This is a genomic window from Haloimpatiens lingqiaonensis, from assembly GCF_901447495.1.
Taxonomy (GTDB): Bacteria; Bacillota; Clostridia; order Clostridiales; family Clostridiaceae; genus Haloimpatiens; species Haloimpatiens lingqiaonensis.
The window spans coordinates 1-25,645 of the sequence record NZ_CABDWS010000017.1 but is presented as its reverse complement, the minus strand read 5'-3'; the positions used below and the strand labels follow the sequence as shown (position 1 = coordinate 25,645).

Genomic DNA, 25,645 nt, shown 5'->3' with positions numbered 1-25,645 from the left:
CCTACTTATAAAATTATTTACTTTGCATGTATATATGGTTAGATAAATTAGCAAATTCCTCTAAGCTTAAAGTTTCTCCTCTTCTCTTAGGATCTATATTTGCCATTTTAAATGCCTCTTCTAATTTTTCCTTAGATATTCCTATATTTTTTAGTCCATTCCATAAAGTTTTTCTTCTCATAGCAAAAGCATCTCTTACCACCCTAAAAAATAGTTTTTCATCCTCCACCTGAACTTTTGGCACCTCTGTTCTATCCAATCTTATTACCATAGAATCAACTTTAGGACTTGGTATAAAGCATCCTGGTGAAACTTTTCTTAAAATTTTTGTATTGCAAAAATATTGAACTAACAAAGTAAGTGCACCATAATCTTTACATCCAGGATTTGCATCTATTCTTTCTGCTACTTCCTTTTGTATCATTATAGTTAATGACTTAAATTTATATCCGCCAGTAAGTAAATTAGATATTATTGGAGTGGTAACATAATAAGGTAAATTTGCTACAACCTTTACGCTTTTTTCCTCTCCAATTATTTTATTAAAATCAACCTTTAGTGCATCCTCATGTATCAATTGAAAGTTTTCATAATCTTTCAGCTCCTCTGAAAGTATTGGTATAAGTCTAGAATCTAATTCTATAGAGCATACCTTTTTAGCCCTATCTAACAATACTCTAGTTAATGTTCCTACCCCTGGTCCTATTTCTATTACTAAATCCTCTTGATTTACCTGTGCCCCATTCACTATATCATAAAGAACCGTATCATCAATTAAGAAATTTTGCCCTAAACTTTTGCTAAATTTAAACCCATATTTTTCAACTATATTTTTAGTTTTAAAATTATCCATTGTTACTCTCCTTATCAACCTTTTCCATGGCCTTAATAAACTCTTCCTTAGATATTCCATAATTATTTAATCTAGATAAAAACTGATTAGCATTACCGTAACCTATACCTAGTTCTTTACCTAATTTATCTCTTCTATCCTTTGAATTATTATATCCACTTAATTTAAAATAAAGCATATCTTCTATGGTAAATTCCTGTCTTTTCTCCTTTTGCTCACATTTTGCCTGTGCTAAAGCCCTTCTTATAACTTCTGGTGATGCATTTTCCACCCCAATGTCCCCATCTTTAATTCCATCAACTTTTGATATGTACGCATGTTTAATGCCTTCTACTCTTTTAGATATTATTTTTCTAATTTTCTCTCCTGCAAAATCTGGGTCCGTTAAAACTATAACTCCCTGTCTCTTCTGAGCTTCTTTTATTTTATCTATTACCTTTTTATTTATACCAAATCCACCTACAGCTATAACCTCCGCTTCTACAGCATTTTTTACTGCTGTAATATCATCTCTGCCTTCTACAACAATAACTTCTTTAATCATAATATATTCCTCCAAAAATTCTTTTCAAATAATATTTTCTTTCTTTTTACTACATATGTCAATGAAAAAAAGGAGCTAACTAGCTCCTTTTAACTATTTTAGAATGTATACATTCACCCATCTTACGCCCCAGCCATTTGCTTCGGCATTGCTATTTAAAAATACGTCAATTATATTTCCCTTTATAGCACCACCTACATCCTCAGCTATGGCCAAACCATAACCTTCTACATAAACCTTTGTTCCTAAAGGTATAACTCTTGGATCTACTGCTATAGTGCTATAACCACTAGGATTTCTCCTAGCTCTTGTTCCTGTAGCTGTTATCCCTTGATAAGGGTCACCTGAACCTTTTCCTGTACAGGCTTCACTGGCAGTGTATGCTGTAGCTTTCATTTTTATAACTCTATTGTAGTTTAAACTTGAACTTCCACGAGATGGTCTTACCACTCCCATGGTTCCTACTGCAACCAACTGCTCCACTGGCTTTTTAGTTACGCTTTCACTTACTACCCTGCGAGAAATTTCCTTCCCATCTTCATATACTACTCTTGTGGCTATAACTTTTTCACCCTTTTGTCCTGCCTGAATAACTTTCTTTTTTCCTTCTTCTAGGTTACTATCCTTTTTAACCACTGTAGTAAAATCCAATTCCTTGTTCTCTTTAACAACTTTAGAAGTAACTCTTGTGATAGAAACATCCATTCCTTTGGTGATTTTTTCATCCATAGATGGCTCTATTCTGTCCTCATCCTTAACTTTAATGCCTTCATTATCTAGCATGTCCTCAACAGTATTTTCAGCTGTTACCACAGACAAAGTCTTTCCATCTACACTAACTTTAATATTTACTGCCTTCTTTATATTTATTTCGTCTCCATCTTTTACCTTACTGTCCAAACTAACATTAATTTTGTCCTTATTTTCTATCCGTATATTATTGTCTGCTAGAATTCTCTTTAAGTCACTTCTATAGGTAACTATTTTTTGCTCTTTTCCGTCAATTACTACTGAAACTGTCTTTTTTATGGTAGCAATCCCTAAGGTCACTCCTATAAATAACAGGATTACTACTAGTACAGCTACTGGACCCTTGGGAAAATATTTATTAGATAGGTCCCTTGCTTTCTGTTTCATAGTAAACTACCTCCCTTTGGCATAGACAAAATTTATTATATAGGTTTTCGCATATTTTGTCAAATTCCTATGCCTTTTGTCATATTAACCAATGCATCCCATGCATAAATATATATAAAATTATTAAAATAATAATAGCCTTTAGCAAAAAATAGATGCCTTTTTATTCCAAATTAATAATATTAAATACATTGTACACTAAAATCATATTTTAAACAAGTTTTTTGTGTTTCCTATTGTGATTATTTCTACCTGTTCTGTTGGTATTTCCTTGATTTCTGATATTTTTTCTATTATGAATTTAATATAGTCAGATCTGTTCCTTTTTCCTCTATAAGGAACAGGTGCCATATATGGGCAATCAGTCTCAACTAATATTCTATCCATTGGAACCACTTTTAATACATCTATAACCTTTTTTGCGTTTTTAAAAGTAACTACTCCAGTAAATCCCACGTAGTATCCCATTTTTAAACACTCTTTCGCAAATTCCGGACTTCCTGAAAAACAGTGTACAACTCCCTTAACTTCAGGGAAATCCTTAATTATTTCTAGTGTATCCCCATGAGCATCCCTATCATGTATAACTACAGGCAATCCAAGTTCCCTGGCTAATTCCATCTGCCTTCTAAATGCTTCTCTTTGAACTTGCCTTTCAGGATTTTCTTCATAATAATAGTCTAATCCTATTTCCCCTATAGCCTTTACTTTTGGATTTTTAGCTAACTGCCTTAATTCTTCTACAGCAGCCTCATCTAATTTATCCGCATATTCTGGATGTAATCCTACAGCAGCATAGAAAAAATCATATTTATCAGCTAACTTAACTGAATCCCTAGCCCCTTCCATTGCTGCTCCACAATTCAAAATACCAACTATACCATTTTCCTTAAGTTCTTTAATAACCTGCTCTCTATCCTCATTAAATGATTCATCGTCATAATGAGCATGTGAATCAAAAATCATACCTTTCCTCCTGAGTTTATCAATATTTTTAAGCTCTAAAATTAATATATAGTTTTTATTGTTTTACACTTTAATTATATTACTTCTAATTTTAATTAATTACTACTAAATCATAATTTCTATTTCCTAAACCAATTTCCTCTCCATGTTCTACACTACATTTCCAATCAGTATTTACATATAATCCATTAAATTTATCTTCACCTGCATGTATATGCTTTTCCTCTAATTCACTTCCCTTTGCTACTGGTGAATTATTCACCATATCCACTGAAGCCATATCTAAAGCCACAGGATCAAAAGATGCTGCAATACCTATATCAGGTACTATTGGTACATCATTGTGTGACCAACAATCACAGTTAGGTGATACATTCATTATAAAATTTATATGAAAATTAGGCTTATCTTTAACCACAGCCAATGCATATTCCGCTATCTTTTCATTAGCAATATCTGCAGCCTCATCCCATTTTACCAATGCCGCTCCAAATTTGCATACTGCAACACATTGACCACAACCTATACATTTATCATAATTTATATCTGCGCTCTTTTGTTCATCAAGACTTATAGCTTCAACTGGACAATGTTTTATACATGCTCTACAAGCCACACATTCGTCTTTTTTAATCCATGGCTTAGAAGCTGAATGCATTTCCATTTTGCCGCCTCTTGAACCTGAACCCATTCCCAAATTTTTAAGGGCTCCTCCAAATCCCGTCATATCATGTCCCTTAAAGTGATTCATAGAAATAACTATATCTGAATCCGCTATAGCCGTTCCTATTTTTGCAGTTTTACAATGTTTGCCGTTTATCTCTATTTCCCTGTAACTGCTTCCCTTTATTCCATCTGCTATTATAATATGACATCCCACTGTTAATGGATTAAATCCATGTACATAAGCTGTTTCTAAATGATCTAATGCATTTGCTCTTTTACCAGTATAAAGTGTATTTGAATCTGTTAAAAAAGGTTTTCCACCTAATTCTTTTATTAATTTAACTACTTCGGCAGCATAATTAGGTCTTATATAGGCTAAGTTTCCTGGCTCACCAAAATGTATCTTAATAGCTGTAAATTTATCCTTAAAATCTATATCCTTTATACCTGCCTTTATTAATAAGCTGTTGAATTTGTCTATTAAATTTCTCCCAGACTTTGTCCTCAAATCCATAAAATAAACCTTTGACTTTTCCACACTCATCACCCTCACCCTTTAAATATTAATACAATTATACACCACTTTACAGCTATTTCAAAATAGGAAAATTGTGACGGAAGTCACAATTTTCAGTGGGCTAGTTTGCCAGTGTGCTAGAGGACCAAAATTAGTGTGCTAGTGTGCTAGAGGACCAGAGGGCTAGGGAATGATAATTTTTCTTCATTGCATTACAAAAAATTTTAGAATGTAAAAAAGATAGCTAACACAATTTCACAACGTGAAATTGTGTTAGCTATCTTTAGGGCTTAAATTAAATCTTTTATTGGCGATAGCCAGGCTAAATATATAAATATCAGATATCAAATATCAAATAATGTGGATTTTCTTCATTTTATTTAGAAAATCTTTAAGTTATAAAAAAAGAAAACGCTCATAATATCTTTTAGGCGGAGCCTTTCGAAAAGTTATATGATACTTATTAAAATAAAATAGTAATTAAAATTCGATTCATTTTGCCGTAAGGCAGTTGTTTGTATAAATCTTAGTTTTAGTATTTAATACGGCTATCGCCAATAAAAGACTCGTGAAAAGCAAAATATAGAATTCAACTTTAAGTGTAGAGTAAACACTTTTATGATATTTTCTCCCAAAAGTATGATATAATTGAAAAATAAGTTAATTCATAATAGTAAATTTAATTCAAATGACGGAGGATAATTAATGGATATAGAATTTAATGTAATCGCTACATTTGATAGTATGTGCAGAAATATTCTTATGTGTAAGAGAAGAAAGAACCCATATAAAGGGCTGTACAATTTAGTCGGAGGAAAGATTAAAAGTGGAGAGGATGGATTAAGTGCGGCTTATCGTGAATTGGAAGAAGAAACTGGCATTTCCAAAAATGATATTACACTAACACACTTGATGGATTTTACATATTATTTACCCAGTATTAAGGTCGAAGTATATGTTGGGCGTGTAAATAAAGAAGTTTCTGTATATGGAGATGAAAATGATTTAGAATGGATAGAAATAAATCAGAATTTCTTTGACATTTCAAAATTTGCTGGAGAAGGCGATATTGGGCATATAATAAAACATATATTTTTATATAAAGAGATACTTTTAAAATAGATTCAAAAAATAAAGCAAGTACAACCTATAGTTGATAATTTACAATTTTCTTTTTTGCGACGCAATGGTAATTAATAGTATATTCAAAAGAGGCTTGTTAACAGTTAAAGAAAGACTATAAAACTATATAAAAGTCTACTATTTTTTAATAGGCTTCAAAATTATCTAGTAGAATCACCTCAAAATATTATAAAAAATAAGTTATTGAACATAATGATATATAAATAGCAAAGTGAGGTGATAAAACATGATAAAGGCATTAAATATACGGCTATATCCAACACAAGAGCAAATAATTTTAATGCATAAGCATATAGGCTGTATGAGATTTGTTTACAATTGGGCGTTAGCCAAGCAAATAGATAGCTATAAACTTAATAGTAAAAAGCTATCAGTTGCAGATTTAGGTAAACAATTAACTGTTTTGAAGAATACCGCAGGTTACGAGTGGTTATATGAAGTATCTAATGCAACACTTAAAGAGAGTATTAGAGATTTAGATAAAGCATATACTAATTTCTTTAATGGAAGTGGCTTTCCTAAATTTAAAAGCAAGAAAAAATCAGAACCTAGATTTTATAGTAGATATGAAAGAATTTATTTTAAAGATAACTTTGTTAATCTTGAAAAGATAGGTAAAGTTAAATATAAATCAGATTATGATATAGATTTAACTACTATAACAAAGTTTAAAAATCCTAGGGTGCATTTTAATGGCAGGGTATGGGTACTTTCAGTAGGCATCGAAGATAATATTAAAACTGTTAAATTAAATGATTTTAGCTTAGGAATTGATTTAGGAATATCTCAATTAGCAATAACAAATATAGATAATTTAGACACTAGGAATGTTAATAAAACAAACAAAGTTAAAAAACTAAGTAAAAAATTAAAAAGAATTCAAAGACAATGTTCAAGAAAATATATTATGAATAAGAAAGGAGAGAGTTACCAAAAAACCAGGAACATTGCAAAACTTGAAAAGAAGATTAAAAAACTTCATAGTAAACTTAAAAATATTAGATTAAATCATATACACCAAACTACTTCCAAAATGGTGAAAGCCAAACCATATAGAATAGTTATGGAGGATTTAAAAGTATCTAATATGATGAAGAATAAGCACTTATCAAAGGCAATAGCAGAGCAGGGATTTAATATTTTTATCAATCAGATAAAATATAAATGTGAAAAGTATGGTATTAAGTTTGTTCAAGTACCTACATTTTATCCTTCAAGTAAAACCTGTAGTCATTGTGGCAATATCAAGAAAGACTTAAAACTTTCAGATAGAGTTTATAAATGCAAATGTGGATTTACTTGTGATAGAGATAAAAATGCTTCATATAACCTTGCAAACTATGGTTTAGTATAATCATATAAAGGATTTACTAAACTGGGTAATCGTTACAACCCACTATACTAATAAAGTATAGCAAAGCCTATGGAGTGTTACACAAACGAAAGTAGCCGCAATTTAACCTTTTGCAGAAGGTTATAAAATGGGTAAAATCGGACATTATGAAGTAGGAAAGAAACAAAACTATATACTTATATAATCTTTTTATAAAGTTTTATAAAGTTTTGGTAACGGCTTTTGGGTGATTTCTCAAAAAGATATATCATAATTGCACATGACCAAAATGAGGCAATAGGTATTTTAATAGGCATAGTAAAGGATGAGTGGTTATTACACATTTACTCTCTACATGTATCTCCAAACTATCGGAGTAAAGGAGTTGGCTCAGCACTATTATCTAAGTGCATAAATGATATGTACTTTAATAATATAAAGGAAATAATTTTAGATGTGCATATTGATAATAAACCAGCCTATAATTTATATAAAAAGTTTGGTTTTAAAGAAGTATAAATCTTTCATTATAAATCAGCTGGCTACGCCAAAAAAACTTTTCAAGTGCTCAATTTGTGATTTTTTACCTGTTGACTTGTTTTATTATTACATTTATTTAATTAAAGATTTTAAATAACGCAGTGGAGGAAAATCTCCCTTAACCCTTACTTCTTACTTACTTCTTACCTCTTACTTAATTCTCACTTCCTCCACAAATTCTAATTTAAGAAATTCCATAGGAATTTCAACATTAATTGATATTTGATATTTAATATTTGATATTTAATATTTCTATATTTAATATTTCTATATTTTTGCTGGCTACGCCAATAAAAGATTTTTTAAGCCCTTAAAATAAAAGATATAACCACTTCATTTAATGAATCAGTTATACCTTTTCCCACTATACCATTGTTTATATTCAATTAAAGATTTTCCGTAACGCAGTGGAGGAAAATCTTCCTTTACTAGCCCTCTAGCACACTGGCCCACTAGCACACTATAAGCCATAAATTGCGTCGCAATTTATGGCTTATAGTGATGCAATTAAGGATGAAACTAATCCCATAATTCCTCCCAAAAGTCCGCCTAACCAAGTAATAGCACTAAGTTCCTTACTTGAAATTTCTAAAATTATCTTTTCAGCAAAAGCCACATCAAAAGAATTTATCCTCTCTTCAGTAATGGCTGCTATATCCAAAGCTTCTATAACAGATTCTGCTTCTCTTTCAATAAATCTATTATAAAGACTTATTGCAATAGCATAAGAGTATTTTTTAATAGCTTCTTCACGTCCTTTGAATATATCCTTCATTGGCTTATCAAAGACAGACTTTATAAAATTTTCAATAATATTCAGAAGTTTTCCACAGAAAACTTCTCCAAATAGAAATTCATCTAACTTTTTGTGGATAAGTTTGTTTAAATCTTCACTATATTTTTTATTTAATTTAATAATAATATCTCTTAAATTATTATTGTTGTTAATTTTATCTTTAAAAACATTCTCTAAAGACTTTACATTTTCTTCTGATACAAATTTATCAGAAATTAATCTTGATATTACTTTTATAGTCTCCTCTTTTCCCTCTTCAGAAGAATTTACAAGTATATCACTTACATCCTTTTCTAATATTTTATCTACTATCTCTCCTAAAAGCACTATAACTTCTTGCTTATTTTCTTCTTTTTCCATAAAATCATTTAAAATAACCATAGCCTTTTCATATAGTGACTCTTTGTTTAAAAACATAGCTATCATAGGATTTAAATTTTTGCTTATAGCCTCTTCTATTATATCTCTTACCTTTATTTGAGCTTTTTCACTATTTAATATTTCTTCTATTGCAGCACAAATATTATCTTTTTTATTGTACATATATACTTTTAAATTATTAACTGCACTTTGAGGAATAATATCTTTTATTTTTTTAGAACTGCCTTCTAAATTTTTAATTTCTTCCATGAATACACTATTTAATTTTTCCTCTATTTTGCCTTCATTTTTATATTCTAAGGCTACACATAATAACTTTTCATTTATTTTATTATAAATGCTACTTTCTGTTAAAACTTTTGGACTCTTATTTAAACTTTCTTCTATGTATTCTTCTATATATTTAACCATAGCATTTTTAGACTTTTCATTTCTAATGCTATTTAATATATAATTATTCAAATTTACACTTAAATACTTGTATAATTCATGTTGCTTTCCTTCTGAAAATTCTTCAACCAAATTACCCAATGAATTTTCAGATTCTTTCAAGCTATCTATTTTATTAAAAACCCACTGTTCTAATTTTTTATTAATTTTTTCACTGCATAAAGATTTAACCATGGTTTCCTTAGTAAGCAAATGATTGCCAATAGCTTCTCCTACGCTTTTAGCTATCCTGCCTTTCTCCTTAGGTATCAAACCTGGAGTAAACGGTATTTTAAATCCTAAAAACCTTTTTTCTTCATAAGGTCTAAAAAGCATCTTTATAGCTAACCAATTAGTTATATATCCTATTATAGCTCCTGTTACTGTAGTTATAAAAACCTTCATATTTTAATGTCTCCCCTTTACCTTTGTATATTTTACATGCTACTCATTTAACATATTAAGTTTTACCACAGTAAATAATTTTATTACATATAGTCGTTTTAGTAAATGCCTTAACTAAAATAAATTAAGGATAAGTTCCCCATTTTAACTTATCCTTAATCATCTATAATATTTATTTTTATAAAGTGAAAAGCTTATATGTATAAAACATACACAGGTTAAGCTTTATTTCAATATTAATACAATCTAATCACAGGCATATATTTCCTTGTGACTATCTCCTTGCATCAAAAATATCTTTTCTATTTCTTCACTTATTATAGAACTTATATCTCCATCATATGTGAATTTTACCCCTATACCACAGTTAGAGCTTAACTTTCTTGGTACAGGCATCATTTCACTTTTTATTTCGTTTTTAACTAAAAACCTGTTGTATTTTACTGCTCCTGAATGAGTAAAAAATACTGCAATATATTCCATAAATTATTTCCTCGCTGTGATTACAAAATCCTCTTCTTTTTCTTTTACGTCAACATTATATCCAGCATTTTTTAAGAATCTTTGAACATTTCCCTTAGCTGTATTGTTATCTACAATTATTTCTATTCCTTTAGGACTTTGTTCTATTCCTTTTTTAGCCATTAAAACTGGTTGTGGACATGACATTCCTCTAGCATCAATCTGCATTTACATTCACATCTCCTTTTGCCTTAAAATTCATGGATTTTTCCATATTGAAATAAGACACTGCAAGAACTACTATAAATCCTATAATTACTGCAACTTTACCATTTAAAGTAGGTCCCTTTCCACTAGAAGCTAATGAGAAGTTATGGCAGAAAGCTGCTCCAACTAACATTCCTAGTACTGCCATTACAGAATCTATATTTCCTTCAGCAGATAAAATTAATTGTCTTAAAGGACATCCTCCTAAAAGCACTGAACCCCATCCTGCTAGTACCATTCCTAAAAAGTTCCATAAAGCATCATTATGTGCAACTGGTTGTCCAACAAAACCTAATTTAAATTTTCCAAATATTAAGTTTCCTATTAAAGTAAATACAAATATAGATAAGAATCCTGTTAATAGATAACTATCTTTAAACATTATTAAATCTCTTATACCGCCAACCATACAAAGTCTTGTCTTTTGAGCCGCAACTCCTACTATTAACCCAGCTCCTAAAGCTAACCATATTGGTGCATGTAATGAACCTGGTGCTTTTTTACTGAAGAATATAAAAGCTGGTGCTGCAAGTAATAAACCTAATAACGCTACATTTACTACTGGGAATAAATATCCCTCAAAATTTGATAATTTATAATTTCTTTTTAAAGTAAATCCTTTATTTAAGAAGAATATACCAACTACTATACCAACAGCAAATCCTGCTATTCCAAATATAGCATTTAAATCTCCTCCAGCAAGTCTTAATACCATTCTTAAAGGACATCCTAAGAACATTAAAGCTCCTACCATTACTACAAATCCTAGGATAAATCTTATAAATGGAGAAGATCCTCCCTTTGTACTGAATTCCTTGCTTCCTATAGCCATTAAAAAAGCTCCCAATACAATACCTATAACCTCTGGTCTTATATATTGTACTACTGGTGCTCTATGCATTCCTACCGCTCCTGCTATGTCTCTTATGAAGCAAGCAATACACACACCCATGTTACCTGGGTTTCCGAATTTAACTAATATTGCTGAAAGTATTCCAACTAAGGCTCCAGCAAATATTATGCCCTTTTTACCTGACATATTATACCTCCTTCAATTTTTTAATTCTTAATTTATTAATTTAATAATTATTTCCATATTGATTGTAACAATTATATTAATATAAGTTAAATAGTTTATTTCTATAGATATTCTTTCATCTATAGTTATTTTCCATAGCATTGATAAATTTAATTTGAAATTGCATTTTATGATTATTCAAAACTCTATTTTATGTTAAACTTAATATGTATTTATATTTTGATATGAAATAAATGATAAAACTCATTCCGTAGTTTTAAAAAAGGTAAGAAGTAAAAGCTAAAAAGTACGGAGTATTACTTACCTGTAAATTTTATATTTTTATTTTATAACTGCGAAAGTTGAGTTAAATATTAATAAAAAATCCTATTAGGGGGGATTCTAAATGAACAATCTATACTTAGACAATGCAGCTACTTCTTTTCCTAAACCAAAACCAGTGGCTGACAGCATATACAATTACATATTAAATATAGGATGCAATGTAAATAGGGGTGCCTATTCCTCTGCATATACTGCAGAAAATACCCTATTTGAAACAAGAGAGCTATTATGCAATTTATTTAATTTTTCCATTGAAGAAAACGTTATATTCACTAAAAATATAACAGAAAGTTTAAATATTTTAATAAAAGGTTTTATTAAATCTGGAGATCACATAATAGTTTCTTCTATGGAACATAACGCTGTAATGCGCCCTATTACCTCTCTTTCTAAATTAGGGGTTAGTTTTTCTAGAGTTCCTTGTGATAATGAAAGCAATTTAAGATTAGATGAAATAGAAAATTTAATAAAGCCAAATACTAAAGCCATAGTAATGACTCATGCATCTAACGTCTGTGGAACTATTCTTCCTTTAGAAATAGTAGGTGATATTTGCAAAAAACATAATTTGTTTTTTATTATAGATTCAGCTCAAACTGCCGGATTTATAGATGTAGACTTTGAAAAGTTTAATGCAGATGCTATAGCTTTTACAGGACATAAAAGCCTTATGGGTCCTCAAGGTATAGGTGGTTTTTTAATAAGTGATAGGCTTAACTGCATCACTACACCCCTTATAGAAGGCGGCACTGGAAGTCTTTCAGAATCCGAATCTCAACCAGATTATATGCCTGATAAATTCGAAAGCGGCACCATGAATTTACCTGGAATCTTTGGGTTGAATGCTGCACTTAAATATATAAATAATGTTGGTTTAAGCTCCATAAGGGAAAAAGAATTGGAACTTACAAAGAAATTTATAGAAGAAATTAAAAATATAAAAGAAATCAACTTAATAGGTAAGCAAAACATAGAAGGTAGAACTGCTGTGGTTTCTTTGGATTTCACTTCTTTTGATAATGGTGAAATTTCTCACCTTCTAAACAGGGATTTTAATATTATGACTAGATGTGGACTTCACTGTGCTCCATCTGCCCACAAAACCCTAGGTACTTTCCCAAGAGGCACTGTACGTTTCAGCTTTAGCCATTTTAACACACTTGAAGAAGTTAAATATGCTGTTAATTCTATTAATGACTTGGTTAAACGCCAATAAAAAATTAATGATCAATTATTAATTTAATCAACCGTAAAACATTTGTATGTTAATGAGATGATATTTTTTATTTATTTCACTGAAAAAATTTCAAAACATATAAAAAGAACCGCAATTTGCGTATAGCACAAATTTGCGGTTCTCATTTTTATTTTATTTAAGTCTTTTAATCTTTTAATAATTCTAGAATCAAAGTCAATTTCCCTAAATATACTTCAAAGATTTTCCGCCGCACAGCGAAGGAAAATCCCCCTTAACTAGCCCTCTAGCCCTCTAGCAAACTGGCACCCTATCTTTCCTAGCCAACTATCTTATCTGGCCCACTAGCACTCTAGCAAACTGGCAAACTATCTTACCTGGCTTCCTGTTGGAAGATCTCCTGGAATGCTAACAGTAAACAATTTGCTATCATCATCAGTAGATGCTGCAAGTATCATTCCTTGTGAAAGCTCTCCTCTTAATTTAACAGGTTTTAAATTAGCAACTAATACTACATATTTTCCTATTAAGTCTTCTGGTTTATAGTACTTTGCTATACCTGATATAACCTGTCTTTCCTCTCCGTCTAAGTCAACTTTTAATTTTAAAAGTTTGTTAGCTTTTTTCACTGGTTCACACTCTAACACCTTAACTACTCTTAAATCAATCTTATCAAAATCATCTATAGTTATTTCTGGTTTTAATGGCTGCATAGGCTGTACATTTTGCTCTTCCACCTTTGCAAGCTGTTCTTGTCTTATTTTTTCTAATTCTTCTAATTTCTTTTTCACATCAATTCTTGGGAATAAGTTTTCTCCTTTTTCTACCTTTGTACCAGCTTTAGTACCATCAAAAGATGCTAATGTATCCCAAGAAGTAAGTTCAACATTTAACTTACCATTTATTTTTTCGCTAGTTTCTGGTAAAAAAGAAGATACAAGTACTGATACAAATCTTATAGTTTCTGATAAATTATAAAGTACTGTTCCCAATCTTTCCTTTTTATCCTCTTCCTTAGCAAGTGCCCAAGGCATAGTTTCATCTATATACTTATTTGCTCTCTTTATAAGATCCCATATGTTATCTAGTGCCTCTGGTAATTTATACTTATCAATAGCCTCTTCTACTTTTTTAGGAGTAGCTATGGCTAGAGAAATTAGTTCATTGTCTATCTCCTCTTTAGCTGTTGGTGCTGGAATTACTGAATCAAAATACTTCTGAATCATAGCCACAGTTCTTGAAACTAAATTTCCAAGGTCATTAGCTAAATCTGAATTAGTCTTATTTATAAACTTTTCATTTGTAAATATTCCATCAGATCCAAATGGTATTTCATGAAGCAAATAATATCTAACTGCATCTGTTCCAAATTCTTTTACAAGAATTTCTGGATCCACTACATTTCCTTTTGATTTTGACATCTTTCCACCATCAACTAAAAGCCATCCATGTCCAAATACCTGCTTAGGTAATGGTAAATCTAAAGCCATCAACATAATTGGCCAATAAATTGTATGGAATCTTATAATATCTTTTCCCACAAGATGTACATCTGCAGGCCAATATTTTTCCATTAAATTTTCCTTAGAATTTTCATATCCAAGGGTAGATATATAGTTTGAAAGAGCATCTATCCAAACATATACTACATGTCCCTTGTCGAACTCTACAGGTATTCCCCAATTAAATGAAGTTCTTGATACGCAAAGATCTTGAAGTCCTGGTCTTAAGAAATTATTTAACATTTCATTTTTTCTTGACTCTGGTTGTATAAAGTCAGGGTGAGTTTCTATATATTCTATAAGTTTATCTGCGTATTTAGACATTTTAAAGAAATATGCCTCTTCCTTTGCCTTTTCCACTGGCCTTCCGCAATCTGGACACTTTCCATCTACCAATTGAGTTTCTGTCCAAAAGGATTCGCATGGAGTACAATACCATCCCTCATAACTATCCTTGTATATATCTCCCTTTTCATACAACTTGTTAAATATTTTCTTAACAGTTTCCTTATGATAATCATCAGTAGTTCTTATATACTTATCATAGCTTATATTCATTATCTTCCAAAGATGTTTTATAGTTTCTACAATTTCATCTACATAAGCTTTAGGATTAATTCCCTTTTCTTCTGCTATCCTTTGAATCTTTTGTCCATGCTCATCAGACCCTGTTAAAAACATTACATCATATCCTGTAAGTCGTTTAAATCTAGCCACTGCATCTGCAGCAACAGTTGTATATGTGTTTCCTATATGAAGCTTTGCTGATGGATAATAAATTGGTGTAGTTATATAAAATGTCTTCTTATTTTCCATTTTTATACCTCCCTGTTATAGTATTTTTCAAATATTCATTATTGAATTTATCCGATGACTACCTGCCGTAACACTCCCACTTCTAACAAAGTGGGAGATAACGGCAGCTACGTCCCTGGATAACGAGCTCTAACCTTCAGTTGGAGTAAAAACTCCATCTGAAGCTAAGAGCTCTGTTTATAAAATTTAAAACGCCTCTATATGGATTTTTATTTCCACATAGAGGCGTAAATATACGCGGTACCACTCTAATTCATCACTAATTTTGTAAAAGTGACCTCCAACAGATGACCAACATCATCCTGCAGTATAACGTCTGCTTCCGTACTGTCCTACTAAAAATTCAAACAGTCTGTTCCGGGACCATGTTCATAAGCTTCTATATTACTGGCTTTCACCTAATCCAGCTCTCTTTAAATACTTTCACTTACTACTCTTCCCATCATAACATTTAAATAGATATAATTAACAGTTAAAATTGCCCTGTAGCCACAATAGCTACATAAGCACCTTGAAATTTAAATTTAATTTAATGATATAATATACTAATTATTATGTCAATACTATATTACCTAATTTCTGCAATTGGTAATTTACATTATATATAATGCACTCTTTAATGTTAAATATATTCCATCACTTTATAGTATCATACTTAAAATATATGCTGGCTCCAGCTAATCTTTCATAGGTTTTTATATCATGTACTATTTTTCTCCTCTTAAAAAATACAAAGGATATGGATTCCCATAAAAAAACCCATCCCCCAATATTAACTCCTTGGGATAAAGTCACATACACAATTTCATTTTGAGCAAAATTAGCCATAATATATGAAAGAGCTAGAAATATAAAAGATACAATTATGTAGCCTAAATATTTTTTATAAGACTCCTTGAGAAACTTTCTTTCCGTATGAGAATAAAATGAATAATATGTTTTTAAGCCTGAAACTATTATTCTCTCTCTAGTTTTATCTTGTATCTCCTTTGGAAGATAAAAACATATATCCATACCGTATTTTAATGGTATATCCTCAGAACAGCTTTCTAAAAAAAATACTAAGTCCGGGTCTATGTCCCTCTTTTTAAAGGAGGCATGATCCCAATCGTTAAAAACATCTGTGTATTTATCTAAGGAAATCTCTATAATATAATTCCCTGTTGTAGCATCTACTTCATATATCTTACTTAAATAATTTGCTTTCTTTTTATAAAACTTCTTTATATCCAGACGATTCTCTCCTTCCAAACTTTAAACTGTAAATCATAAATTAATTACTGATTAATTCATTTACTATGTGTTCTATCTTTATTATACATCTATTTCTATTATACATTTATATAGTATTTCCCTTTTTTATTTATTTAATTTATTACCAATTTAATATAGTGAATTCTCCAACCACTTGCCCACGCTGAAGTGGGACTTCTTGGTTAAAAATTTAACCTATTAAGATTATTTTATAAAAAAGCTATTTTTTAGTCAATTGTCTTTTAAATCCATATAAAAAATATTATAAACTGCTGAAAAGAGCAAAAATATTGTTTTATTACAAAAAATATATTAACATGGTACTGTAATTGAAAATAAATTACTTAGGTTAAAAGGGGGAATTTTTATTTTAAAATCACTAAATAAAAAAGACATAAAAGACGTTTTAAAGTTGGCATTACCTGCTGTAGGGGAAATGACACTTTATATGATGATTTGGGTATTAGATACTATGATGGTAGGTTGGTATGCGGGTGATGTAGGCGTAAGTTCTGTGGGACTGAGTTCCGAAATACTCTACACCTTTGTAAACATATTTATTGCCGTGGGAATATCTGTGGGAATAACATCCTTAATAGCCAGAAAATACGGTGCAAAGGATCTTAAGGCAGCCGAAGAATATGCCTCTTTAGGCTTTTTCACAGGTTCCATTATAGCATTATTTATATTAATAATTTGCTTCACTTTTTCCAAAAATATATTAGTTATAGCTGGCGCTAAAGGAGAAATTTTAAATCTAGGCGTTAATTATATGAAAATAGCTTCTATAGCTTTATTTTTCAACATGTTAACTAACCTTTTAAATAGCATATTACGTGGATATGGCAATACTAAAACACCTCTTTTTATTTCAGCATTAATAAATGTAATAAATTTAGTATTAGACTATATGATGATATTTGGAGTAAAGCCCTTTCCTGAATTAGGTGTAAAGGGAGCTGCCCTAGCTACACTTATAGCCCAATTCTGTGGATTTATATGTGCTATTACATATACAATAAAAAAATCTAAAATAAAACCACACTTTAAGTACATAAAGGATATGAATTTTGCTAGATTTGTAAAACTAATAAAATTATCTATACCTTCTTCCCTTCAGGAAGGTGCCTTTGATATTTCAAGATTAATAAGCACTTTTATGATAATGCATTTAGGCAGTATTTCCTTTGCTGCAAATCAAATAACCACTACTATAGAATCTCTCTCCTTTATGCCCGGATGGGGCTTTGCAGTAGCTGCCACTACTTTAGTTGGTCATAAAGTTGGAGAGAAAAACTATGAAAAAGCTAAAGCTTATGCTGACACCTGCGCTATATTAGGAGCTTTAATAATGGGTTTATGTGGATTAGGTTTCTTATTATTTCCGAAATTCTTAATATCCCTTTTCATTCATTCCAGTGCTAAGGATGTTATAAATTTAGGTTCCATCTGCATAATGATAGCTTCAGTAGAGCAACCTGTAATGGCATTTTCCATGATTTACGGTGGAGCTCTAAAAGGTATGGGGGATACAAAAACTCCATTTATAGTCTCTCTTATATCCAGCTGGCTTATAAGACTACCTTTAATGTACTATATAGTTTATGTTTTAAAATTACCTGTAACATATGTATGGTGGGTTACAGCTGTACAGTGGACTTTTGATGGAATTCTTATAATAATTTTATTTAGAAGGAAATTTAATAAAACCACAGTATAAGAATTGTTGCGACGCAACATTCTTATAATTGACAATGGAGAATTGACAATGGACAATGAAGGAAGTTTTTCTTACAGAAAAACTAAAATTTTAAAAGACCTAAACATAGAATTTATCTATATTTAGGTCTTTTTCTGCTTTTAATTTTAGTTTTGCATTAGCAAAACATCTATCAATGACAACTGTCAATTGTCTATTATCAATTGTCAATTGTTCCTAGCCCTCTAGCACACTAGCCAACTAGCCCACTAATTTCTAGCCCTCTAGCCCTCTGGCCCACTAGCCCTCTTAAGCCATAAATTGCGGCACTTGTGCCGCAATTTACGCTTAATATCCTAGTTCTTTGTTTACAATAATAACTTTAATTCTTCCCTTATTCCCAAGATTCTGTCTTCCCATCACCACATAATGGCTGCAGATCCTTCCAGTTGCACTGCAATCTACACAATGTCCAATCTTTGTACATGGATTGTCCTTATTAAGCCTTTTAGCATTTATAGGAGCTGCATAATTTTTGACTCTATCTTCAGCTTCCTTTAAATCCCTAACTATTTTGTTTGTCCCTACTATAACTATTACCTGATCTGGTCCATAAATCATAGCAGCTACTCTGTTTCCATTACCATCTATATTAAATAATTCTCCTGATTCAGTTAAAGCATTAGTAGATGAAAAATATGCATCTGCAAAAAAACTTTCTCTATAAATTTTCTTTATATCTTCACCCTTTAATCCTTCTTCATACCTATCTAAAAATTTATATTTTCCATTCCTTAAAAAATCTATAATGCCTGTTTCAAATAATGTCATAGAACCACCCACTGATACTGTGGAACCCTCATTTACAATTTCTTTTACTTTTTCTATAAGTTCTTTTTCATCTTGAACAAAATAGCCTTCCATGTTGTTCTTTTGTAAGTTTTCTATGGTTTTTGCTACCCGTTGCTCCATAAACCACTTTACATTTTTATCCATAATTCCATGCCCCCTATAATTCATATACTATAATATATATAGTTTAACTTTGGAAGTTATAAAATAAATTATAAAATTTTAATAGACTACTCACCTAATTTGGAAAATCTCTTTACACCCTTTGAACTTATTATAACATATAGAATTAAATCTATTATGCCAAAAAGTCCTATTATTAATAATATAGTATATAATAAATCTAATTCAAATTTTATTACTAAAAACATTAAGACCCCTATACTTACCCAGGAAATTACCATTTCAAATAACGCATTTAAATTTTGTTTTACTGCTTGCTGCTCATTTTCCCAGTTTAATTTAGGGTGATATAAATCAATTAATATACCTAGCATATTCACATAGGCTATAGCTAAAAATGAAAGAAGTAATATTATTATAATAATTTTTATAGGTGCTTTAACTACCACACCTACAATTATAAGCATCATAATTTCTGATACAAGTCCCATAATAGCTCCAGATAAAATTTTAGCCATTATTTGAGTTTTAAAAGAAACTGGAATATATTTAGAAACATATATGTCCTTTCCTTCTCTTGATATAGCTGTAGAAGTTATACCATTACTTCCTGACACAAATATTATTACTGAAAAAGCTACTGCTATTACTATTCCACTAATAGATGGATCATTAAGGTATTTACCTAAACCAGAAAATTGTTTCAATTCCTTGCCTGAATTTACCGCCATTGGAATTATAAAAAACACTGGCCATAGGAAATTCATTAATATACAGTTATAAAAATATATTGGAGTTCTAAATAATATCCTTAATTCTTTTTTAGTATAGGACATTAAAGTTGATTGTTTTATTGTAGTTTTACTAAACTCTTTAGAACTTAATTTTTTTCTTTTTGAAGAGGTTTCTGAAATACCTATAGCCCCTTTAAAGTATAATTTTTCCGCTATAATGTTGAATATAAACATTGAAAGTATGCTTATACAAAGGAATATAAGTAAATTTAAAAGCCCGCTTAACTTATCACTATTTATAGCACTAAAAGCTGCAAATTTAGTAGAAGGGAATAACTTAGTTACTATGTTTACAAACCCATTATTTCTTTCCATTATCATTTGGTTTAACTTATTTGGATCTAGGGAATTTTGACTAATCTTTTGCATATATGAATTCATGAATACTATTAATAATAATCCAAAAATGCCACCAAATTTTCTAAACCTATCCTTATTTTTTGCTAAACCAGTAAAACTCATAATTAACATTACTATTATTGAGGAAATAACTAATGGAACTATAGGCAATGTTAAAAATACAATTGTACTATACAGGTAATATAAAACCGTTGCTCCACTTTTTATTCCATATACTACTACTATTGGAATCATGAATATAGCTTCTGTTAAATACTCATATATTAAGATTGTTACAAACTTAGCTGTTACTATTTCCCAAGGCTTAAAAGGTAGTGGCAAAATATTTTCCACATCCTTAGCAAAATACATGGTATTTATACAATAGATTATTCCAAAGAAAAATATTAACAAGCTAGATATTGCAAAGCCTATTCCTAATATCATGCCCTGCTGATTAATCACCTCTAAGCCCTCATAGAAATTAGATACCATATCTCCTATCATAAATGCTAAAGGTAAAAATGCTATTATAAGAATTAAATACATAAGTTTCTCATTTAATTTAAATTTACTTTTTTTCTTATTCTGCTGAAATCCCTCTTTATTAGTTTTTAAAAATATTTTTATTAAAAGCCAACATTTACTCATTTTCAGTCATCTCCAAGAACATTTTTTCAAGAGATTCATTTTCTTTAAAGTGTTCTCTCATTTCTTCTAATGTACCGCAGAATAAGATTTTACCTTTGTTTATTATAGCTACTCTATCACAGATTTTTTCTGCTACCTCTAAAACGTGGGTAGAGAAAAATACTGTTTTACCGGAATTTGCATGTTCCCTCATCATCTCTTTTAATAAATAAGAAGACTTTGGATCTAAACCTGTCATAGGCTCGTCTAATATCCACACCTCTGGATTATGTATTAGAACACCCATTATAACTATTTTTTGTCTCATACCATGGGAATAACTTTGAATTTGGTCATTTAAAGCAGCTTCCATTTGAAATCTTTCACTTAAATTCTTTATTCTCTCTTTTCTCTCCTCTGCAGAAACATCATATGCATCCGCCATAAAATTAAGATATTCTATTCCCTTTAATCTTAAAAATATATCTGGGTTATCAGGTACAAAACCAAATATCTTTTTAGCCTTTAATGGCTCCTTCACTATGTCTATACCATTTATTTTTATGTTTCCATCAGTAGATGACAATATACCTGTTATCATCTTTATTGTAGTAGTTTTTCCTGCACCATTAGGACCTAAAAATCCAAATATTTCACCATCTCTTATGTTTAAATTTAAGTCCTTTACAGCATAAGCGCTGCCATTATAAGTTTTATTTACCCCCATTAATTCTATCATTTCTTAAGCGCCTCCTTTTATTTAAATTATTGCTTTGTTAAGAATTTATAAACATTATATTAAAAAACTGGAACAAAATCAAGTGCAATTTACGTTTAAAAGAGTTATTTAATACCTTTTAATTCTTTGATGCCATTCTATCTAATGATTTCTCCATTTTCCTTCACAACCCTAGTATATTTAAAAATCCTATTAAATCTATATAATCTATCAAAACATCAATCTTACTAAAGTTACTGCCATGATTATTGCTGTTAAATCAGCAAATATTGCTGCCCACAGTGTGTGTCTTATGTTTTTTATTTTTACTGCACCATAATAAACTGTAAGTGTATAAAATATGGTTTCTGTTGATCCCATAACTATGGAAGCTACTAATCCTATATAACTATCTGCTCCATACCTTTTTAAAATGTCTGTGAACACGCCTAAAGCCCCACTGCCAGAAAGAGGTTTCACCATTACCAGTGGCACTACTTCTGGTGGAAGACCTATGATTTTAACAACTGGCCTTACAAGATTAATAAAAGCATCTAAAAGCCTTGAATCTGTAAAAACCCCCACTGCTATTAGCATTGCCAATAAATATGGAAATATCTTCACACATATGCCTATGCCATCTTTAGCACCCTCCACAAAACATTCATAAACCTTAACCCCATTTTTCATACCATATATAACTATAAGACCTATAACTATAGGAATTATCGATTTTATAACATAATCCACTTTTACACCCCCAAATATAGGGGGCTAGGGGATTAGAGGGCTAGAGAGCTAGCATTATTGCTCCCTATCCCCTATAATTAACTCCCTAGTCCCTCATTTTACATTCTAAAAATATTTCTGAAGCACTTTGCAGCAAATACATCCCACCACTGCGGCAGTGCCTGTGGCTATTATGGCTGGTATCATTATGCTGGCGGGATTTTGAGAGTTAGCTGCAGCTCTTATGGAGATTACTGAGGTAGGAACTATTTGAATACATGCTGCATTTAGTACTAAAAAGAGAGCCATATCGTCACTAGCTCTGTGTTTGTCTGGATTTAACCTTTGCATATCTTCCATAGCTTTAATTCCAAAAGGAGTAGCTGCATTGGAAAGTCCCATCATATTTGCAGTTAAATTCATAATTATATTTCCTAAAGCTTTTTCATCCCTCCCTGCACTTTTAAATAATTTTTTAAGTATAGGCCTTAACCCTTTTGCCAGCTTATCCGTGAGCCCACTTTCCTGAGCTATTCTCATAACTCCACACCAAAGGCACATCATACCTACTAGTCTAATCATAAGCTCTACTGTGGAATATGTAGTTTTTACAATGGATTTTGATATAACTTCTCCATTTCCCGTGACTATTCCAAACACTATACTTGAAACTAAAATAATAAACCAAATTATATTTATCAAAACTTACACTCCCCGTATATTCTTTGCATAATAATGTATATTCCAGTTCCTATGATTTGAGAATTGAAATTAAATAGTTTTCATTTTGCCGGAAGGCCGTTGTTTGTATAAATCTTAATAAATCCTTTATTATAAATCAGCGGGCTACGCCAAAATAAATTTTTAAGTGCTCAACTTCTGATTTTTTACCTATTGGCTTGTTTTATTATTATATTTATTTAATTAGGGATTTTCCAGAACATAGTGGAGGAAAATCTCCCTTAACCCTTACTTCTTACTTTTTACCTATTACTTAATTCTTACTTCCTATACAAATTCTAATTTAAGAAATTCCATAGGAATTTCAACATTATTTGATATTTGATATTTAATATTTAATATTTAATATTTCTATATTTTCGCTGGCTACCGCCAATAAAAGATTTTTTAAGCCCTTAAAAGAAAAGGTATAACCACTTCATTTAATGAATCAGTTATACCTTTTCCCACTATACCATTCTTCATATTCAATTAAAGATTTTCCGCAACGCAGTGGAGGAAAATCATCCTTTAGTAGGCCTTCTTCCCCCTCAAAGTAAGTACTCTGTAACTGAAAAATCTGCTTTTAATGGAGTGATAAATGTGAAATTTAGGACTATTGAACTAGCCTTAGAACTTCTTTATTTGTCCATTTAAAGCACCGTTAAGAAGTTTTCATTGCCTGAGCGAGGAACGAGTGAGTTTGAAAACTTTAGGGGCTTTAAATGGACAAATATTAGAAGTTCTTGGCGTATTGTTCAAGTCCAAAATTTCACATTTATCACGGAATTAAAAGCAGATTTTTCCTATAGCACTTACTTCACAATCTATTCTATCTAAGACTATTTTTATATATATTGTACACATCTTCCCTAGTAACTTCATAAGGATGATTTTTAAGCTTACCTTTATTACTTATCATACTTTCTGTATAATCATTTATCTCTTGGTCACTTATAGAAATTTCACAAGGTAAAAGAGCTCTTAAATAATCTCCAAATTCATTTAAATCCCTCATACCTATTAAATTAAGTATAGTGTCAACTTTTTCTTTATCTTCACAGAAGCCTAAGTACTCTTTAAGTAAAAGTCCATTAGCCTTGCCATGAGGTATATTGTGGAAATATGTAAGTGCATATCCCATACCATGAGGAAGAGATGTACCTGATTGAGCTATAACTATTCCGCCTAAAGTGGACATTAGCATAAGTTTTTCTCTTATTTCATAAGAAAACTCCTTTTTATATAATGCATCTTTGCAATTTTTAAATAATCTAAGTCCTTCTTTTGCTAAAGCATCACTTATTATATTAGAATTAGCAGATAAATATCCCTCTATAATGTGAGATAAAGCATCTATTCCAGTATTTATAGTAACATTATCTGGTGTTTCCATAAGATATTTAGCATCCAATAGAGCAACCTTAGGGAATATCTTATGTGAAAAACACATCTTTGTTTTTTCTTTATGATTTGTAAAAATAGCGTATTGTGTAACCTCTGAACCTGTTCCAGCAGTAGTTGGTATAGCTATTACAGGAATGGACTCCATTGGTGTTTTGGAATACAAGTCTTCTTTTTTAGCCTGTGGGTTATTTATTAAAACTCCAATACCCTTAGCTGAATCCAGTGGAGAACCCCCACCTATACCTATTATAAAATCCACCTTTTCCTCTTTTCCTATTTTAGCTCCTTCTTCAGCTAGTTCCATTGGAGGATTTTCTTCTATTTTATCAAAAATACAGTATTCTATATTTTCTTCTTTTAACACCTTGGTTATGTCCTCTAAAGAACCATTTATTTTTGCAGAATTTTTTCCTGTTACAATAAGAGCCTTTTTACCAAACTCCTTAAATATGTCACTTTTTTTCCCTACTATATTTTCTCCATAAAAAATTTTTGTAGGCATAAAATAATTAAAATCCTTCATCACATATTCCCCCTTGTATTAATTTAATATGTGTCAATTACTACCGACACAAACACTGATGTTTTCCTTGCCACACCTCTATAAAAATTATAACATTTGTAAATCCACGCTACCACATAAATAAAATTAAAAATAAATAATTACAATAAAGTTTAAAACTATTATATAATTTTTCAAGTTAATATCTTCTAAAAAACTCCCAAATAAGTTTCATGCTTCAATTTTAAAATTTACTTATGCATAACTGGTGAAATTAAATTATTAATTTTAATTTTAAAAATATAGGTATAAAATAATTGTTTTTGTTAAAAATAATATCGAAATGACTTGGGAGGTGGAAATTTTGGATTACTCTAGAGCGAAACAAATTATAGATACTAAAAATAATATACCTGTATATTATAAAAATACTCCTATATGGATAGAGGAATTAGATAAAGATAAGGGCACAGCAGAAGTGAAAAATTTAAATACAGATAATTACATGGTAGTTCCCATAAAAACTCTAAACGAATTAAATTTAAAGTAAATTGTCCTTCCAG

23 protein-coding genes and 1 other annotated feature are annotated in these 25,645 nt (G+C 30.5%); of the genes, 6 read left to right on the top strand and 17 right to left on the bottom strand.

Translation table 11 applies throughout. The features are described 5' to 3' along the window. Positions 1-13: 13 nt before the first annotated feature. The 5 genes from rsmA to FGK85_RS05080 all read right to left on the bottom strand — a co-directional run bounded on the left by rsmA (position 14) and on the right by FGK85_RS05080 (position 4,704). Positions 14-853: a 16S rRNA (adenine(1518)-N(6)/adenine(1519)-N(6))-dimethyltransferase RsmA gene (gene rsmA / locus FGK85_RS05100; protein WP_138204364.1), complete on the bottom strand. Its 840-nt coding sequence runs from the start codon at positions 851-853 to the stop codon at positions 14-16. Beyond that, positions 846-1,397, bottom strand: coding sequence for a ribonuclease M5 (gene rnmV / locus FGK85_RS05095; protein WP_138204362.1), 552 nt, complete (start codon positions 1,395-1,397; stop codon positions 846-848). The genes rsmA and rnmV overlap by 8 nt, the downstream gene beginning before the upstream one ends. 93 nt (positions 1,398-1,490) lie before the next feature. Beyond that, positions 1,491-2,534: a 3D domain-containing protein gene (locus tag FGK85_RS05090; RefSeq protein WP_138204360.1), complete on the bottom strand. Its 1,044-nt coding sequence runs from the start codon at positions 2,532-2,534 to the stop codon at positions 1,491-1,493. A 204-nt stretch (positions 2,535-2,738) separates the two neighbouring features. Further along, positions 2,739-3,500 carry a TatD family hydrolase gene (locus FGK85_RS05085; protein ID WP_138204358.1) on the bottom strand — a complete coding sequence of 254 codons (762 nt, stop codon included), beginning with the start codon at positions 3,498-3,500 and terminating at the stop codon, positions 2,739-2,741. A 91-nt stretch (positions 3,501-3,591) separates the two neighbouring features. Continuing rightward, positions 3,592-4,704 (bottom strand): DUF362 domain-containing protein, encoded by a 1,113-nt coding sequence (locus FGK85_RS05080; RefSeq protein WP_138204399.1) that lies wholly within the window; start codon positions 4,702-4,704, stop codon positions 3,592-3,594. A 684-nt stretch (positions 4,705-5,388) separates the two neighbouring features. On the opposite strand from FGK85_RS05080, the gene FGK85_RS05075 reads away from it, so the two are divergent. The 3 genes from FGK85_RS05075 to FGK85_RS05065 all read left to right on the top strand — a co-directional run bounded on the left by FGK85_RS05075 (position 5,389) and on the right by FGK85_RS05065 (position 7,678). After that, positions 5,389-5,805, top strand: a complete 417-nt coding sequence (locus FGK85_RS05075; RefSeq protein WP_138204356.1) for an NUDIX hydrolase — start codon at positions 5,389-5,391, stop codon at positions 5,803-5,805. Positions 5,806-6,052: 247 nt separating this feature from the next. Continuing rightward, on the top strand, positions 6,053-7,180 hold the full coding sequence (locus FGK85_RS05070) for an RNA-guided endonuclease InsQ/TnpB family protein (protein WP_138204354.1): 1,128 nt from the start codon (positions 6,053-6,055) through the stop codon (positions 7,178-7,180). Between the two features lie 222 nt (positions 7,181-7,402). Then, entirely contained in the window at positions 7,403-7,678 is a 276-nt protein-coding gene (locus tag FGK85_RS05065; protein WP_138204352.1) for a GNAT family N-acetyltransferase, read from the top strand. A gap of 514 nt (positions 7,679-8,192) precedes the next feature. Here the strand turns inward: FGK85_RS05065 and FGK85_RS05060 are convergent. From FGK85_RS05060 to yedE, 4 genes are all read right to left on the bottom strand, one after another. Beyond that, a complete protein-coding gene (locus FGK85_RS05060) occupies positions 8,193-9,710 on the bottom strand; it encodes a DUF445 family protein (RefSeq protein ID WP_138204350.1) in 1,518 nt (505 codons plus the stop codon). A gap of 246 nt (positions 9,711-9,956) precedes the next feature. Continuing rightward, on the bottom strand, positions 9,957-10,193 hold the full coding sequence (locus tag FGK85_RS05055) for a putative Se/S carrier protein (protein ID WP_138204348.1): 237 nt from the start codon (positions 10,191-10,193) through the stop codon (positions 9,957-9,959). Between the two features lie 3 nt (positions 10,194-10,196). Beyond that, complete coding sequence (locus FGK85_RS05050; protein WP_102401644.1) at positions 10,197-10,400, bottom strand: sulfurtransferase TusA family protein; 204 nt, start codon at positions 10,398-10,400, stop codon at positions 10,197-10,199. Beyond that, entirely contained in the window at positions 10,390-11,478 is a 1,089-nt protein-coding gene (gene yedE / locus FGK85_RS05045; protein WP_138204346.1) for a YedE family putative selenium transporter, read from the bottom strand. The genes FGK85_RS05050 and yedE overlap by 11 nt, the downstream gene beginning before the upstream one ends. 385 nt (positions 11,479-11,863) lie before the next feature. Between yedE and FGK85_RS05040 the strand changes: the two genes are divergently transcribed. Beyond that, positions 11,864-13,018: an aminotransferase class V-fold PLP-dependent enzyme gene (locus FGK85_RS05040; protein WP_138204344.1), complete on the top strand. Its 1,155-nt coding sequence runs from the start codon at positions 11,864-11,866 to the stop codon at positions 13,016-13,018. A gap of 347 nt (positions 13,019-13,365) precedes the next feature. Here the strand turns inward: FGK85_RS05040 and metG are convergent, their stop codons facing one another. Further along, entirely contained in the window at positions 13,366-15,315 is a 1,950-nt protein-coding gene (gene metG, locus FGK85_RS05035) for a methionine--tRNA ligase (RefSeq protein WP_138204342.1), read from the bottom strand. Positions 15,316-15,533: 218 nt separating this feature from the next. After that, positions 15,534-15,770 (bottom strand) — a binding site (T-box leader). 181 nt (positions 15,771-15,951) lie between these two features. Then, positions 15,952-16,566: a hypothetical protein gene (locus tag FGK85_RS05030; protein WP_138204340.1), complete on the bottom strand. Its 615-nt coding sequence runs from the start codon at positions 16,564-16,566 to the stop codon at positions 15,952-15,954. A gap of 370 nt (positions 16,567-16,936) precedes the next feature. On the opposite strand from FGK85_RS05030, the gene FGK85_RS05025 reads away from it, so the two are divergent. Next, entirely contained in the window at positions 16,937-18,289 is a 1,353-nt protein-coding gene (locus tag FGK85_RS05025; protein ID WP_279232904.1) for an MATE family efflux transporter, read from the top strand. A gap of 327 nt (positions 18,290-18,616) precedes the next feature. On the opposite strand, the gene FGK85_RS05020 is transcribed toward FGK85_RS05025, so the two are convergent. The 6 genes from FGK85_RS05020 to FGK85_RS04995 form a co-directional block, all read right to left on the bottom strand. After that, a complete protein-coding gene (locus tag FGK85_RS05020; RefSeq protein WP_138204338.1) occupies positions 18,617-19,264 on the bottom strand; it encodes a lactate utilization protein in 648 nt (215 codons plus the stop codon). 86 nt (positions 19,265-19,350) lie between these two features. Continuing rightward, positions 19,351-21,027, bottom strand: coding sequence for a putative ABC transporter permease subunit (locus tag FGK85_RS05015; RefSeq protein WP_138204336.1), 1,677 nt, complete (start codon positions 21,025-21,027; stop codon positions 19,351-19,353). Beyond that, complete coding sequence (locus FGK85_RS05010) at positions 21,020-21,745, bottom strand: ABC transporter ATP-binding protein (RefSeq protein ID WP_138204334.1); 726 nt, start codon at positions 21,743-21,745, stop codon at positions 21,020-21,022. The genes FGK85_RS05015 and FGK85_RS05010 overlap by 8 nt, the downstream gene beginning before the upstream one ends. 210 nt (positions 21,746-21,955) lie before the next feature. Then, on the bottom strand, positions 21,956-22,474 hold the full coding sequence (locus FGK85_RS05005) for a spore maturation protein (protein WP_138204332.1): 519 nt from the start codon (positions 22,472-22,474) through the stop codon (positions 21,956-21,958). A 105-nt stretch (positions 22,475-22,579) separates the two neighbouring features. After that, complete coding sequence (locus tag FGK85_RS05000; RefSeq protein WP_138204330.1) at positions 22,580-23,155, bottom strand: nucleoside recognition domain-containing protein; 576 nt, start codon at positions 23,153-23,155, stop codon at positions 22,580-22,582. Positions 23,156-24,005: 850 nt separating this feature from the next. Beyond that, positions 24,006-25,103, bottom strand: coding sequence for an iron-containing alcohol dehydrogenase family protein (locus FGK85_RS04995; protein ID WP_138204328.1), 1,098 nt, complete (start codon positions 25,101-25,103; stop codon positions 24,006-24,008). 343 nt (positions 25,104-25,446) lie between these two features. On the opposite strand from FGK85_RS04995, the gene FGK85_RS04990 reads away from it, so the two are divergent. After that, positions 25,447-25,632 carry an H-type small acid-soluble spore protein gene (locus FGK85_RS04990; protein WP_138204326.1) on the top strand — a complete coding sequence of 62 codons (186 nt, stop codon included), beginning with the start codon at positions 25,447-25,449 and terminating at the stop codon, positions 25,630-25,632. Positions 25,633-25,645 lie beyond the last annotated feature (13 nt).